This window comes from Alteribacter keqinensis (assembly GCF_003710255.1).
GTDB lineage: Bacteria > Bacillota > Bacilli > Bacillales > Salisediminibacteriaceae > Alteribacter > Alteribacter keqinensis.
In genome coordinates this window covers 1,836,322-1,850,308 of sequence record NZ_RHIB01000001.1, presented here as the reverse complement: position 1 = coordinate 1,850,308, position 13,987 = coordinate 1,836,322, and the positions used below count along the sequence as shown (strand labels likewise).

16 protein-coding genes are annotated in these 13,987 nt (G+C 48.2%); 14 read left to right on the top strand and 2 right to left on the bottom strand.

The genetic code is table 11. The features are described 5' to 3' along the window. Positions 1–45: 45 nt before the first annotated feature. A complete protein-coding gene (locus EBO34_RS09060) occupies positions 46–873 on the bottom strand; it encodes a Cof-type HAD-IIB family hydrolase (protein ID WP_122897570.1) in 828 nt (275 codons plus the stop codon). 230 nt (positions 874–1,103) lie between these two features. Here EBO34_RS09060 and ctaG point away from each other — a divergent pair, with 230 nt between their 5' ends. The 12 genes from ctaG (at position 1,104) to EBO34_RS09000 (ending at position 11,251) form a co-directional block, all read left to right on the top strand. Next, positions 1,104–2,027, top strand: a complete 924-nt coding sequence (gene ctaG, locus EBO34_RS09055) for a cytochrome c oxidase assembly factor CtaG (RefSeq protein WP_236785189.1) — start codon at positions 1,104–1,106, stop codon at positions 2,025–2,027. Positions 2,028–2,054: 27 nt separating this feature from the next. Further along, positions 2,055–2,678, top strand: coding sequence for an SCO family protein (locus EBO34_RS09050; protein WP_122897569.1), 624 nt, complete (start codon positions 2,055–2,057; stop codon positions 2,676–2,678). Between the two features lie 809 nt (positions 2,679–3,487). Beyond that, entirely contained in the window at positions 3,488–4,774 is a 1,287-nt protein-coding gene (locus tag EBO34_RS09045; protein WP_122897568.1) for a molybdopterin molybdotransferase MoeA, read from the top strand. Further along, complete coding sequence (mobB, locus tag EBO34_RS09040) at positions 4,775–5,311, top strand: molybdopterin-guanine dinucleotide biosynthesis protein B (protein WP_122897567.1); 537 nt, start codon at positions 4,775–4,777, stop codon at positions 5,309–5,311. Next, positions 5,292–5,762: a molybdenum cofactor biosynthesis protein MoaE gene (locus tag EBO34_RS09035; RefSeq protein WP_122897566.1), complete on the top strand. Its 471-nt coding sequence runs from the start codon at positions 5,292–5,294 to the stop codon at positions 5,760–5,762. Before mobB ends, EBO34_RS09035 begins: the two co-directional genes overlap by 20 nt. Then, complete coding sequence (gene moaD / locus EBO34_RS09030) at positions 5,759–5,995, top strand: molybdopterin converting factor subunit 1 (RefSeq protein ID WP_122897565.1); 237 nt, start codon at positions 5,759–5,761, stop codon at positions 5,993–5,995. The genes EBO34_RS09035 and moaD overlap by 4 nt, the downstream gene beginning before the upstream one ends. Positions 5,996–6,092: 97 nt before the next feature. Next, positions 6,093–6,677 carry a TetR/AcrR family transcriptional regulator gene (locus EBO34_RS09025; RefSeq protein WP_122897564.1) on the top strand — a complete coding sequence of 195 codons (585 nt, stop codon included), beginning with the start codon at positions 6,093–6,095 and terminating at the stop codon, positions 6,675–6,677. Positions 6,678–6,785: 108 nt separating this feature from the next. Continuing rightward, complete coding sequence (locus tag EBO34_RS09020) at positions 6,786–8,000, top strand: YhgE/Pip domain-containing protein (protein ID WP_122897563.1); 1,215 nt, start codon at positions 6,786–6,788, stop codon at positions 7,998–8,000. Continuing rightward, complete coding sequence (locus EBO34_RS09015) at positions 7,997–9,253, top strand: YhgE/Pip family protein (RefSeq protein ID WP_122897562.1); 1,257 nt, start codon at positions 7,997–7,999, stop codon at positions 9,251–9,253. Before EBO34_RS09020 ends, EBO34_RS09015 begins: the two co-directional genes overlap by 4 nt. Before the next feature lie 103 nt (positions 9,254–9,356). After that, the gene (locus tag EBO34_RS09010) at positions 9,357–9,659 is read left to right on the top strand and encodes a HesB/YadR/YfhF family protein (protein ID WP_122897561.1); all 303 of its coding nucleotides are present in this window, start codon (positions 9,357–9,359) and stop codon (positions 9,657–9,659) included. Positions 9,660–9,903: 244 nt separating this feature from the next. Beyond that, positions 9,904–10,083 (top strand): YjzC family protein, encoded by a 180-nt coding sequence (locus EBO34_RS09005; protein ID WP_122897560.1) that lies wholly within the window; start codon positions 9,904–9,906, stop codon positions 10,081–10,083. A 415-nt stretch (positions 10,084–10,498) separates the two neighbouring features. Then, positions 10,499–11,251: an alpha/beta hydrolase family protein gene (locus EBO34_RS09000; protein WP_122897559.1), complete on the top strand. Its 753-nt coding sequence runs from the start codon at positions 10,499–10,501 to the stop codon at positions 11,249–11,251. Positions 11,252–11,264: 13 nt separating this feature from the next. Here EBO34_RS09000 and EBO34_RS08995 read toward each other — a convergent pair whose 3' ends face one another. Continuing rightward, complete coding sequence (locus EBO34_RS08995; RefSeq protein ID WP_122897558.1) at positions 11,265–12,464, bottom strand: NAD(P)/FAD-dependent oxidoreductase; 1,200 nt, start codon at positions 12,462–12,464, stop codon at positions 11,265–11,267. A gap of 524 nt (positions 12,465–12,988) precedes the next feature. On the opposite strand from EBO34_RS08995, the gene EBO34_RS08990 reads away from it, so the two are divergent. Together EBO34_RS08990 and EBO34_RS20650 are read left to right on the top strand one after the other, a co-directional pair. Further along, on the top strand, positions 12,989–13,693 hold the full coding sequence (locus EBO34_RS08990) for a hypothetical protein (RefSeq protein ID WP_122897557.1): 705 nt from the start codon (positions 12,989–12,991) through the stop codon (positions 13,691–13,693). 103 nt (positions 13,694–13,796) lie between these two features. Then, positions 13,797–13,964, top strand: coding sequence for a hypothetical protein (locus EBO34_RS20650; protein ID WP_183163780.1), 168 nt, complete (start codon positions 13,797–13,799; stop codon positions 13,962–13,964). Positions 13,965–13,987: the final 23 nt, after the last annotated feature.

The following is a 13,987-nucleotide window of genomic DNA, read 5'->3' as shown; positions in this document are numbered from 1 at the left end:
GGCTTGAAAAGTCGGAAATAATTTCCCGGGGTCTGACCCCGCTCCTCAGCGTGCTTCTTTAACAGCACTGAAACGAAGACGCTCTTCAAGAAAGCGGGCGATCCCGTCTTCTTCATTAGTGTACGTGATCTCATTTGCGACGGATTTGAGTTGGTCAATAGCGTTACTCATGGCTACGCCTGTTCCTACATAATCAAGCATTTCAAGGTCATTGTCTTCATCACCGAATGCAATAATTCGTTCCCGGGGAATACCCAGGTGAGAGGCGACTTTTTGCACACCGACGGCTTTGTTTACGCCGCCTTTTGTAATTTCAATCACGTTCCAAGGTGAACCCCAGTTCCGCTGTTCTGTTACCTCAGCGTGAGAGGACCGGAGAAGAGTTGTAAGTTCATCGGCGTGATCTTCTTCAGGGTGAACCAGGATGGAAGTGGGATCGTGATGGAGCAGCTTCTCAAGCTTTCCGTAATCAGCCGGAGTGTTGCCGAGGGTAAAAGCTTCAGCAAACCCGCGGTTTAAATGCCGGAGGTAAAAATCATCCATCACTTCAACCATCATGTTTTTTACACGGAACGCTTCGCACGTCTCGATGATGGTCTTTGCTGTTTTCTTATCCATTGGCTGGTGGGAAACATCGAAATGACGGTCTTTCGGGTGATGAACAAGGGCGCCGTTAAAGTTTACAATCGGTGTATCCAGAAACAGTTCATGATAATACTGTCCGCTGGCCCGGTACGGTCTTCCCGTTGCGATGATCACTTTATGGCCAAGTTCACGGGCTTTGGCGAGAGCTGCCCTGTTTCTGAGTGAAATGGTTTTATTGTCGGTGAGGAGCGTGCCGTCAAGGTCAACGGCAATCAGATGTGTATCCATTGTAAAGTGCCTCCTTTTTAGGGTACTGTTACCTAATCACTGAGCAAGGAAAAACCTGTCAGCGGTGGTTAAAGGATAAGTTAGGCGATTATGTGAAAACGTGTTATAACTATACTATACAGCCTCTGATTCTGTTAGAATTAGAGGAGTTTGTATGATTAATTTTGATTTTCAGTATACCATAAGTTTTGTTCGATAAAGTTAAATCTTTTGTAAAGGAGTGAGGCACTTTGGGTCAGTTTATTGAAACCTATCTGTCAAGTTTTCCTGCATGGAGCATATGGACTCCTGAACTGATTGTTGTGCTGCTCGTTTTTTCAGCATTGTATTTCTGGGTCACCGGACCACTTCGACATAAATTTGAAGGTGCAGAGCCTGTTTCGACCCGCCGGAAAGTCTACTTTCACATCGGCCTGATCGCTGTTTATTTCGGATTTGGGGGGCCCTTGTACGTACTTGGCCACATGATGCTCAGTATGCATATGCTCAGTATGGCAATTGTGTATCTCATAGCACCTCCGTTTATCCTCCTTGGTATTCCAAGCTGGGTGTTTAAGCCTGTTGCAAAAATAAAAGCCGTTCAACGGATTTTTCGTGTTTTTGGAAACCCGATTATCGGGCTTCTTTTATTCAACGCTATGTTTTCCATTTATCACTTGCCGTTTACTTTTGACCGGTTATTAACGAACGAAGGCGCTCATAACATTTATCAGCTGGGTATGCTTTTTGCTGCGGGTGTCATGTGGTGGCACCTCGTTCCGCGGATTCAAACCCGCTACGAGCTTTCCGAGCTGAAAAAAATCGGATATATGTTTGGAAATGGCGTTTTGATTACGCCTGCCTGTGCCCTGATCATCTTTGCCGGCGCACCGCTTTATGAAACGTACACGGATGCGTCAACCTGGGCAACTGCCATGGCCTTCTGTCTGCCGGCTGGCACAGATATACCATATGAACTGTTTGCAGGAAGCAGTGCCCTGCCGCCGCTTCGTCCCCTTCACGATCAGCAGCTCGGAGGAGCGATTATGAAGGTGGTTCAGGAGCTTGTGTATGGTGTAGCCATCGGGACGATCTTTAAACAGTGGATGAACCGTGATAAAACCGATAACGCCAAAGAAGAATTAAAGGAATATGAAGTGGTGCAAACCCATTAAGCGGAAAAGAAAGAGAGGACGCTTATAATGAAACAGCTTGTTTTTCTGGCTTCACTCGTATCACTCGCCGTGCTTGCCGGCTGCAGTTTCCTCTACTCTGACCCTGCTTCTGAAACAGATTCAATCGTTGACCTTACAGAAGTGGAGAGAGAAGAAGAACACCAATGGAGAATGCCGGAATTTGAAGCCGTGAATCAAAACGGGGAGACAGTAACAAATGAAGACCTGGAAGGATCACTCACATTGGTTAAAACGATTTTCACCCGGTGCCCGACCGTCTGTATGACGATGACACCGAATATGGTGCAGGTTCAGGAAGCGATGGACGAAGAGGGGATTGAAGGAGTCAATATCGTATCATTTACGGTAGATCCGGACTTTGATACACCAGAGCGTCTCGAGACGTATGCCGAATCCTACGGTGCCCACTTTGACAACTGGCAGCTATTGACCGGTTATGAGGAGTCGTTTTTAAATGAGGACCTTGCCCCGGCCCTTTTCACCAGGATCCAGCCGGTTGAAAACGACATCGTACACCCGACCCGTTTCTTCCTTTTTGACGAAAACGGCGATGTGATTCGCTTATACAACGGCGAGCAGAACTTTGAGCTCGATTCATTAATAGAAGACCTTAAGTATATACAGCGATAAGAGTGAGGCCCCCGGGCTTCGCTCTTTTTGATTCACTTTAATCTCAAAGTTTTATTGAGGTTCACGTATGTTTAGTGTTTAGAAACAGCAGCCTCCACACCCTTCGCTTTCCGCGGGGGCGTCGATGGGCCTCCGCGAACTTCGCTCTGCGGGGTCTCACCCTGACTCCCACTCCCGTACGAGTCTCGGATATTTCGGCTGCTTGATTAACTTTTTGGTAAAGTTGTGTTAACGTTCATTATTTTATCGTTGTTTATTTCCACGACTTTTAGCAAGTTGTGCAGGAGCGTGCTTCTTTCCCGATCATCTGAAGATTTTATGTGTTCTGAGTCGAAGCTGGTGAGACAAATGCTCGTTATTAAATTGGGAGTCTCTGGTGTTTAGACTACACCAGATTATCTTAGTAAATAATCTTTACAATTATATTAAAGTTTTGCTGAAGTGATATGTTGAATTATAAATGTTAGTTGGAGCGAATGGGCGACACTCCTGCGGGAAGAGCGTGTTCCGGGGAAACCCGGTCAAGTACGAGCAGTGCTTCATGAATAAGCTTCGAGTTGCTTCGACGCATATGTTTCGTAGCCTGGCTGGCAGAGGAAGAAGCAGCATACTGAGGAAGCTCCCGAACTGCCAGCGGAAAGGGAGTTCAAGAGCCAGAAATCAAGATCTCAGATCAGGAGGAGAAATTCATTTAATACAACAAAAAAAAGATTTCTTTTCCTTGTGAAGTACCATTTAATCAAGATGGCGCTAAACCCCATTCCTTGCTACACTTAAACCATCAACCAAACGTGAAAGGTGTGAAGCAGATGATCGATAAGAGAACACCGATTTCGGTGCCGGAAGCTCAAAAGCGGGTGATGGACGCTGCCAAACGGGGAACACAGAAAGAATGGGTCCCAATTACCCAAGCGGACGGCCGCACCCTTGCAGAGGCGGTCTACGCCGACCACGATATTCCCCCTTTTGACCGCTCTCCCCTTGACGGATTTGCAGTCCAGAGTGAGGATACGAAAAACGCCACCAGCGAAACGCCGGTTTACTTGGAAGTGATGGAAACGGTGGGAGCCGGACACGTGGCAAAGCCCGTTACAAAGCCGGGTCAGGCGGTCCGGGTCATGACAGGGACGATGATGCCCGAGGGGTGCGACGCTATCTGCATGTTTGAGCTCACAAACGAAGTTATAAAAGACGGAAAAACGTACATAGAAGTGAAACGCTCGTTTAAAATAGGCGACTTTGTTTCCTTTAAAGGAGAAGAAACGAAAAAAGGGGACGCTCTGATGCAAGAGGGGACGCTGATCACCCCCGGCGTTAAAGCGGTCCTGGCCACATTCGGCTACGCCACCGTCCCCGTTACGAAAAAGCCAAAGGTCGGTATTTTTGCCACAGGAACAGAACTCCTTGAAGTGAACGAGCCGATGGAACCGGGGAAAATCCGCAACAGCAACGCCTATATGGTTGCGTCCCAGGTGGAAAACGCAGGTGCATCGGGCCAATACTACGGGAAGCTGGCTGATGATTTTGACGCGTGCTACAAGGCCATAAAAAGTTCTGTCGAAAACGTAGACATGCTCATTACCACAGGAGGCGTGAGTGTCGGGGACTTTGATTTTCTTCCGGCGATTTACGAGAAGCTCGGTGCGACGGTGCTGTTCAACAAGATTGCCCAGCGCCCCGGCAGCGTGACAACGGTGGCTGAACTTGACGGTAAGCTTCTCTTCGGGCTGTCGGGCAACCCGAGTGCGTGCTTTGTTGGCTTCGAGTTATACACCCGCCCGGCGATTTCGATGTTCCTGGGCTCAAAGACGCCGTATTTAACCCAGACGAAAGCAACCCTTACGAAGGACTTTCCGAAGGCGAATCCGTTTACCCGCTTTATCCGGAGTGAGATCGGCTACAAAGGGGACGGAACACTTACGACGGGTCCGGTGGGCTTTGATAAATCGTCTACGGTGACGTCTCTTGCCCATACGTCGTGCTTTACGGTTCTGCCCGGGGGAAGCCGCGGCTTTGAGGCAGGGGATCAGGTGGATGTGTTGCTCGTTGACGGGCCGCGCTCCGCTCAGAGTCTTGTGCTCCCGAAGAAGGACTGAATGATGCGGATATTTCAGGTGACAGGGTATTCCGGAAGCGGGAAAACGACGTTGCTCACTCACTGGGTCCGCCACCTCAGCGACCGGGGAGTGAAGGTAAGCGTGATCAAGCATCACGGGCACGGCGGTGCACTTATAAGAGGTGACCGGGAAAAAGACAGCGGGCGGCTCCGGGAGGCCGGGGCAGCGAGTACGGTGGCCATATCCCCAGGGGAATTCCAGTGGATCGGCACAGAACCGCCGCCCCTCAAAGAGATGATTGATCTGATTGCCCGGACGGGTCCGGACGTCATTTTGATCGAAGGATACAAACGTGAAGCGTACCCCAAGGCCGTGATCGTCCAAAACGAGAGTGACCGCGGACTCGTGACTAAGAGCACAAACGTGAAGGCCGTGATCTGCCGGGAAAAACAAGACGAGGATTATTTCGCCAGCGGGAGTTTCGAAGCGCTGAACACTCACCCCATGGAAGATACCGTAAAAGCCCTCACGAAAATCCTTTTTGGAGATGATACAGATGACCTTGCAGCGCTATAGCATTACCGATCGGCCTTTGGATGTGACAGAGGTAATCAGTCTGGTGGAAGACAGAAACGCCGGTGCAATAAATACCTTCATCGGGACTGTTCGCGAAATGACCAAGGGGAAGCGCACCATCTATTTGAAATACGATGCGTATGTACCCATGGCGGAGAAGAAGCTGGCTCAGATCGGAGACGAGATCACCAGTCGGTTTCCTGATGCCCGGGTTGCGATTTCACATCGGACCGGAGAGCTCGGCATCAGTGATATCGCCGTCGTCATCGCGGTTTCCACGCCGCACCGTGCAGATTCGTTTGAAGCGTGCCGCTATGCGATTGAGCGCATTAAAGAGATTGTGCCGATCTGGAAAAAGGAACATTGGGAAGACGGAACCGAGTGGATCGGTGATCAGCGTGAAACGAAAGCGTATCCTGCTGGTAAACCTGGGAAGGAGAATTTATCGTGATTAAAGTATTGTTGTTTGCAGAGCTTGAGGACGCTGCAGGAAAAAGGAAGATCGAGCTTGATATGGCAGATGTTACTGTGGCCGATGTCCGGGAACGTCTCGTGGCAGAGTATCCAGGACTCCGGCGGATCGACCGCGCCATGCCGGCTGTGAATGAAGAGTACGCCGAGGCCGATGAGAAGGTGAACGCGGGTGATACCGTTGCGTTTATTCCTCCTGTGAGCGGCGGTTGATTTTTTAGCTGAAACATCGTAAACTTAAAACAGAACAAAATGACCAAGTGAGAAATTTGGTCATTTTCATATTTGGTCATGAGAAAGGAACACTGCCATGCTAGAAAATAAACGACAGCTCGTTCTTGAAGGAGCTGCTTCTGCTTTTTCCATGTACGGTTTTAAGGGGACGACGATGGATAAGGTTGCGGCTTTGGCCGGTATTGGAAAAGGAACGATTTATACTACGTTTAAGAATAAAGAAGCGCTGTTTGATGCGGTTCTGCAGCAAATTATAGCGGAAATGGAGCACATCTTTTTTAACTGTATTCTGCCGGAGAAGTCTGTTTCAGAGAACCTCCACTCAGCACTGTATGAACTTTTGGAGTTTAGGAAAGAGCATCAGGTGATGATGAAGCTGACGTACGAAGTGAGGATGTTTGGAACCGAACATTCCAAGCGTGCAATGGACAAAGTAGAAGATGCGATAATTGCCTGCCTGGAAAAACAGCTTGTTTCGGCAGTTGAACAAAAGAAAATATATACTTCAAACTCGAGAATAGCCGCGTTTTTGCTTTATAAACAATACATGGCACTTGTATTTGATTACGAAGAAAAATACGGATCTCTAGGAAAACAGGCGATCGCACACATTCTTGATCAGCACTTTATGTACGCCTTGGTCCATAACAAAGAGATGTAAACGCGTCTCTTTTTTTTGAATTCTAAATGACTATTTGAATAAAATGGTCATTTTTAAACAACTCAAAAATGACTATATGAACATCATGGTCAAAAAGGAGGATGGGTGATGAATGGTTTAAAGCACGAGCTTCAAGGGATACTTCAACGAAAAAAACTGCTTATTGCTCTTATCGGGATCATGCTCATGCCTTTGCTATACGGAGGCGTGCTGATCTGGTCGTTCTGGGATCCGTACGGTCAGATAGAAGAGCTGCCGGTTGCAGTCGTGAACGAAGATACCGGGACTATGGTAGATGGAATAGAGTTCCGGGCTGGAGATGATTTCATTGAAAACCTTCAGAACGACCCGGCATTGAACTTTCACTTTGTAGATAACGAAACCGCAAGAGAAGGAATGAAAAACTTTGATTTCTATTTTTATGTCCTCATACCCGAGACTTTTTCAGAAGATGTAGCAAGCGTTATTGATTCAGAACCGGTTAAAGGAACGCTCTACTATGAGGTGAATGAGGATTATAACTACGTAAGCTCACAGATTGCGGGTACAGCCATCGAATCCATGGAGAATGAACTGGCTGAAGCCTTGACACTCGCCTATATTGAAGTAGCGAACGATTCGTTCAGTTCATTTACGAAAATCGTCAATGAGCTGGAGGAAGGGACTGAAAAGATAAATAACGGAAACCAGGGTGCCCTTGAAGGGGGAGAGAGCCTGTATGACGCCATCAACAGAATAGAAGAAGGTGCAAAAACCCTGTCGGGAGGCACTTCAGATTTGAAAGACGGTGTGATCACTCTTGAAAAAGAATGGCAGTCCTTCATAAAAACCCTTGAGGACTCCGAAGAAATTGCCGGAGCGAAAGACTGTTTTTTTAAGGTGCGAAATACGACGGAAGAAATTGAAGCGCTGCTTGAGGACGGGCGATATGATGAAGCCGCCCGTCAACTGGAGGACCGGTTTGACGAGGCTGCTGAACTTGAGGAGTCCGTAAGAGAAGTGAGTGACTCCATTGACAGTGGAAGGGAGCGGCTTCAAGAGATTGAACAACAGGTATCAGACTCAAAAGAAGAACTTGATACGATTGTCAGTGAGGCAGGGAAGCGCGGCGAAGAGCTGACAGAAAGCTATGATTATGCCCGGACTTTTGCTGACCGGCTGGAGGAAAGGTTCGCTGATGTGGAAGAGATTCTTGGTGAACCTGTTGCGGCAATGGAAGAGCTTGAAATTCATTATGAAGAACTCCCGCTTACCTGGACGAACAGTGGCCTGAGTGGTCAAAGAATGATGAGGTTGTATCCTGGTATGAAAGAGGCCTTGTGAGCTTTGATGAGGTTCCTTCGTACCAAAGCAGTCTCCAGAAGCGTATGAAGGAAGTGAATGAGGAACTGGATGCCTTTCGCGGGAACGTGGATCAGGCGGAAGAATTGGCCGCTTCATTTTTAGCCGAGGCAGGGGTTGCCTATGACCTGATCGAAGGTGCTGCGGTGGATGCAGGGAATGTAACCCGTGTGCTTGACGAGGTGGAGCAGGCGGTTGAAACCTTTGAAGAAGCCCTCCGTGCTGTGGGGAGTGTGGAGAAACAGGTCGATGCAAACGAGGGGGAAGAGGACCTCAGAGCGGCTCTTGCAGAGGTGAACGAAGGACTTGGGTCTCTTGAAGAAGCCTACGGAACTGCCGTGGAGCGGTCCCCGGATGTCACAGCGGGCCTGAGCGAATTACGTGATGGGGCTGTACGTGTGAATGACGGGGCCGGTTCCATTGCCGGAAATCTGAATGATGCCGCTGCTGCGAATGGTGATTTGGTGGAAGGTCTGGGAGAACTTGTGGAGGGAAGTAATGAGTTGCACGGGAGTGTGGCGGAGATAAGTGATTATACAAATGAACTGGACCCCGGCCGCCAGCACGAATTGATGCTGTCTTCTCCAATCGAATCCCTCAGTACAGAATCAGAAAGTGAGTATTCCTACGGGGAGGGGCTTACTCCTTATTTCCTGTCCATAGGGCTGTATGTAGGGGCCCTGACTTTGTCGATCATTTATCCGTTTCGGGAGCACCTTGGCCCCCACGCTGATGGGAGGGAGTGGTTTGCAGGGAAATTCGGGGTGGTGATGATTGTCGGGTTTGTGCAGGTGACGATTCTCCTCGCCTTTATTTTGATCGGGCTCGATCTGGATGTCTCGTCTCCCGGGGCGTTTGTGGCCTTTACGTATTTGGTGAGCTTAGTCTTTATGAGTATGATCTTTATGCTGGTAGGAGTGCTCGATAACCCCGGGCGTTTTGTAGCTATTATTCTGCTCATTTTGCAGCTCGGTGGAAGCGGCGGTACATTTCCTGTGGAACTTTTGGCTTCTCCCCTTCAGACCATACACGGGTGGCTTCCTATGACGTACTCGGTCCTCGGGTTCCGCTCGGTTGTGTTTATGGATTCACCGGTGCTTCTCTGGCAGAGTGTCATGTTTCTTATATGTGTTGCCGTCGTAGTGCTGGTTATTGCATTTTTGTTTTACGTGAAATTTTACAAAAAATTGTGCGCTCCGAGTATTGACAAGAAGAGAGAGCAGACTAATGGGTAGTCTTTTGGTTGTGTTCCCGGCGGGGTAGAGGTTAATATGGTTTAGTGAGATGATGAACAAGGGAAAAGGATCTCATACCCGTAAATGTTGGAGGGATTTTAACATGAAACTTGATATTTCAGATAAAGCATTTGATTGGTTTAAGGACGAATTGGATCTTGAAAGCGGCGAGGCCGTGCAGTTTTACGTTCGCTACGGCGGATGCGGAAACTTCCAGAGCAGCTTTTCTCTGGCTATGGCAAAAAAAGATCCGGAAGATCCGGCTGTCACAAAAGAAGTTAATCACGTAACGTTTTATGTGGAGAAAAAGGACGAGTGGTACTTTGACGACAAAGACCTGAGCGTTCAGCTGAATGAAGACAACGGTGAGATCGAATATCTTCACGAGACTGGCGAGAAGCAGTAGATTGAGACCGGGGAGCGGATCCCCGGTTTTTTTTGCGGGGAGGGGCTAACCGTAGAAAAGAGAGACCTAACCGTTAAATAACAGCGATGAAGTGTAAAAAAGAATCATATAACTGTAGAATAACCGATGCTATCCGTTAAACAACCCCCCATTCCTTCAAACAAGAAACAAGGATGATTGCCTGCTCATAAAATCCTCCTCTAAAGAGAAACCTAATACCATCACGAAGGAGGAGGGAACGCGCGTGGGTCAGCGACGTCAATTTAACCCGGGTGATAAGGCGCCGAACAACGGCTTTTATGTTGAAATCGGTGAAACGGGAAGCATGGTGAAAAATCCCCGCAAACTGCACATGGAGGCGGGAGATGAGTTTCCGGCAACAGCAAACAAGGACCGGAAATGGACGTACCAGCGAAAGCCTTGAACGGGAAAATATAAGAAAAGGGCGGTTCATAAGGTGGCATGATACCTTATGGGCCGCCCTTTTGCAATGATCGCCTCTTTTAAGATAAGAGTCCGGATCCCTTTCAAAACCCCTAATAGACAATCGATTTTCCTTCTTTTCTGATTTGTCTGTGTCATTTCAACTCTCTTCCAGTAATAAACTAAGTTACGGTATCTTGCTTACCCACTTTTGAAACGGCTGGGCACATAACCCAGCCGTTTTTTATCCCGCTGAATAGGATAAGTGTAAGTGTGTTTCTCTAAATGGCAGCACGGGGAATTTGTTTGAGCAAGAACGGAAATATTGTTCTTCATCACGTTTTACCTGATCACCTTTCCCCGAAGCGCGTATTAAGTTACACAAATCGAACGTTTACGTTGAGTGAGGGATGGTCATGGCAGTAACAGAAAGGTATTTTCAACTGGAGGGAGAAGAAGCAGTCGTTCATTTGCCTGAGAAGCCAAACGGGTTTCTCGTTTTGATATTAGGTGACGCCAATCATTATGTGGAAAATAAAACGAGTCTGTGGCATCAGCATCCGGACCGCAGGCGCTTTATTGACGCACTCAAAGAGGAAGGATACACGCTTGTGTATTCCAACCAGTACGGAAAACACTGGGGAAACGATGAAGCGTACCGTCTGACGATGAGAACGATTAAGCATGCATTGAAAACCGAGATTTTAAACGGAAAAATCCATGTATTTGCAGAAGGAATGGGAGCGCTCATTGCCCTGAGGATGCTTGTGCAGCAGCCCGACCTGCTCCGCTCCGTAGTTCTTTATAATCCATGCCTTGATCTTGAAGCCTACCGTCGTCACGAAAAGAGCAACCTGTTCTTTTACAAGCGCTTTATGAAAGAGCTGAAGGGCGCTTATGGAGAAGACGAAGAAACGATCGAAAAGGCGATCGCTCTGCCGTCCTCTCTCTGGGCAAAGACGTGTCCGGAAACGATGGTCCGGATTTTTCATTGCGTTTTCCAGAGTACATTTCCACTGGAACAGCACAGCCGCCCTTTTGAAGAAGGAAGAAAAGAACGGGGGGCACCTGTAGAACTGACCGTTTTTTTACCGGGAAAATTATGGCCTGATTTTGTGGGTCCTGTAAAAAGGTTTCTCGCCAGCCACGAACAGCTCACCAAAATGTAGCTGACAGGCCTGTTTACCGGTCCAGGGCCACAAGGGGGGCGTCGTGACTGTACCCGTATAAAATCAAATCCTTAATGATTTCGGCGCCTATCGTGCAGTAAACCGTGCCGTTCCCCCCGTAACCGAGGAGAAAATAGACGTTTTCGTGCTTCGGATGCCGGCCTATAAAGGGGAGGCCATCCTTTGATTCACCGAATGTGGCACTCCACTCATGGGCCACGGCAAGGTCCCGGATCGGGAAATGTTCCTGTACCAGGGAAAGCAGTTCCCATCCTTTGCCCTTCACTTTATCCGGATCGGACTCAGGTTCGGAGGCTGAAACATCCAGGCCCCCTGCGATGATCCTGTTGTCGGGCGTGGTACGCATATAAAGATAAGGCTGCGCTGTTTCCCAGATGAGCGCCCGGTCGTACCACATGTTTAAATCCTTTACAGGGTGTGTAGTAATGGCGTAGCTCCGGTTTAAAACCGCCTTTTTAATCGTTGTGAATTCAGCCGTTTCGTAACCGGTAGCGTAGACGACTTTTTTTGCCCGGATTGTTCCCTTAGTTGTCCTGAAGCGGCCGCCTCCGTCAGAAAACTCGTGACCGAGCACTTCGGTGTTTTCATAAACCTGGACTCCGTTTCTGCTCGCTTCCTGAACCAGTGACACGGCTAGTTTATATGGGTTCAGTTCTGCGTCCAGGTCCGATATAATTGCTATTTCTTTTTCGAACGGGAAAAGAGAACGGATCTCATGAGGCTCGAGAAGGCTTACGGGGAAACCATGCTTTTTCAGCATGTCATATTCTTTCCTGAGCTTCTTTTCATCACCTTTACTGCTTGCGTAGAAAAGACTCTTCCTCCGTTTATAGTCCGATTTGTAAGTAAGGCGCTTCGTAATCACTTCGAGGTCGTCGGTGGCTTTGAGGCAGCGTTTGTAAAATTGAACCGCTGCTTTTTCACCGATCTTTTTCGCCAGATCCGTTAGCATCTTATCATTGGAGAATTGAATCAGCCCGGTGTTGGCAGACGCCGAGCCGCCTGCAATCGTGTTTTTTTCCACAAGAATCGTACTCACCCGGTGCTCTGAGAGGGTGTAGGCCATCAGTGCCCCGGCCTCCCCGCCCCCGATAATGAGCACATCGCACTCCGCATCTCCCGTGAGCTTCGGGTAAACAGCCGTGTGCTTATGGGTTGTGGGCCAGTAAAGACTGCCTGTATGTAGCGTCATCACATTCGCTCCTCCGTGTTTTTTACTATCGTTTGTTGCCAGCCCTGTGATTATTCTTTTAATAAAGTGTTATTTGCACCTCCTATAAAGGACAGAAATGCAGATGAACACTACGTACCATTCGCTTTCCGTGGCGGTGCTGGCAAGCCTCCTCGGGCTATGCCCTGCGGGACTTCCCTAGCTCCACCTGCCACAGGAGTCTCAGGCACTTCGGAGTCATTACATTTTTCAGCTAAAGCAACACTTTGTATGAAATTAGACACTAATTTATTTCCAACATGACGCTCGAAAATAGGCAAAGGTCTTTTTATTACCTTTATCCTCTGATATCTCAAAAGAAGCTAATTTTCAATGAAAGGTTATGGCTCCTTATTAAAATGACAGAATAGCGAATTCAGTTATTTTTAATGAAAGTCACTATTGTGGAGGTGGATAACAGAATACTCGTGTTTTCAAGAAGTGATGTGAAGCAGTGGCTCTAACTAAAAGTTATTTCAACAACACTTTAAAAAAGGAGCATTCCCATGAAACGAGTGACCATTGTGAACGCCCTTGATTTTTTCGGCTACCATCTGTGCGAGGAAGCCATGAACCGCGGTATTGAAGTCACCGCTGTGGACAACAAAGACCTTAATGAGGAACAGGAAATAATGAGAGACCTGTTTGCACGAAACAGTCTTTTTACCCTCAGATCAGAGCCTGATGAACAAGACGAAAACCAGGTCATTGTGAACGCCTACGAACGGGAGGCGAGATGTGACGGGATCCGCGTGACCTCCGCAGATAAGGACGGCGACATCCGCCTGCCAGCCCTTTACGGCCCGTTTCAGCCTGAAACGATGGTCTATTCAAGTCTGATCCGTACCGCTTTGGAAGGTAAAGACGCAGAGTTTTCCCGCCTGACCCTTGCTGCGGAAAAAGAAGCGGTGGATCTTTTATACGCAGGAGATGCTGCGTCTGATGTGTTCGAGAAAATGGAGAATGCGGAGGATGGACCGATTCTTCTTTCGAGCCCGGGATCTGAAACATGGAAGACCGGTCTCACCACCGTCCTGGATACGTTCGAGCATCTCAAGGGGGCAGGGAAGCTCTTGAATGTCACTGCAGCAGAACGAACGGTTGGGGAAGGCGTGACGGTGGTTACCGTTGAGGGTATTACCCCGGCAGAGGGTGTGAAGCTTCAGATTGAGTGGATGGAGCGTCTCTTCAATGAAAAAGAGGGACTGTAAAATAATGGCTTGCGATAGCGGAGGAGTTTTGCGATGATATTGAGGATGACGTCATCCTCTCTTTTCCAAAATAGGACAAGGGTTACAAAGGAGTCGAAATAAGTTGAAACAGTTATTAACAGGAATCGCAATTTTTGCCGGTGTGGCACTGGTCTGTTTTTTTGTTTTAACCGGGCCTCTAGGGCTTGGACAGGGACTTGCCGCTGTTATTGCTCTCGTTCTCGGGGGAATTTTTGAATGGGCTTTTCACCGAAACGTTAATAGAATGTAAGAAATTTGTAATATAGGTAAAAG

Excerpts from the sequence above, each read along its gene's own strand:
- EBO34_RS09060 (WP_122897570.1), bottom strand. The coding sequence starts at position 873 with ATGGATACACATCTGATTGCCGTTGACCTTGACGGCACGCTCCTCACC.
- EBO34_RS09050 (WP_122897569.1), top strand. The coding sequence starts at position 2,055 with ATGAAACAGCTTGTTTTTCTGGCTTCACTCGTATCACTCGCCGTGCTT.
- EBO34_RS09045 (WP_122897568.1), top strand. The coding sequence starts at position 3,488 with ATGATCGATAAGAGAACACCGATTTCGGTGCCGGAAGCTCAAAAGCGG.
- mobB (WP_122897567.1), top strand. The coding sequence starts at position 4,775 with ATGATGCGGATATTTCAGGTGACAGGGTATTCCGGAAGCGGGAAAACG.
- EBO34_RS09035 (WP_122897566.1), top strand. The coding sequence starts at position 5,292 with ATGACCTTGCAGCGCTATAGCATTACCGATCGGCCTTTGGATGTGACA.
- EBO34_RS09025 (WP_122897564.1), top strand. The coding sequence starts at position 6,093 with ATGCTAGAAAATAAACGACAGCTCGTTCTTGAAGGAGCTGCTTCTGCT.
- EBO34_RS09020 (WP_122897563.1), top strand. The coding sequence starts at position 6,786 with ATGAATGGTTTAAAGCACGAGCTTCAAGGGATACTTCAACGAAAAAAA.
- EBO34_RS09010 (WP_122897561.1), top strand. The coding sequence starts at position 9,357 with ATGAAACTTGATATTTCAGATAAAGCATTTGATTGGTTTAAGGACGAA.
- EBO34_RS09000 (WP_122897559.1), top strand. The coding sequence starts at position 10,499 with ATGGCAGTAACAGAAAGGTATTTTCAACTGGAGGGAGAAGAAGCAGTC.
- EBO34_RS08995 (WP_122897558.1), bottom strand. The coding sequence starts at position 12,464 with ATGACGCTACATACAGGCAGTCTTTACTGGCCCACAACCCATAAGCAC.
- EBO34_RS08990 (WP_122897557.1), top strand. The coding sequence starts at position 12,989 with ATGAAACGAGTGACCATTGTGAACGCCCTTGATTTTTTCGGCTACCAT.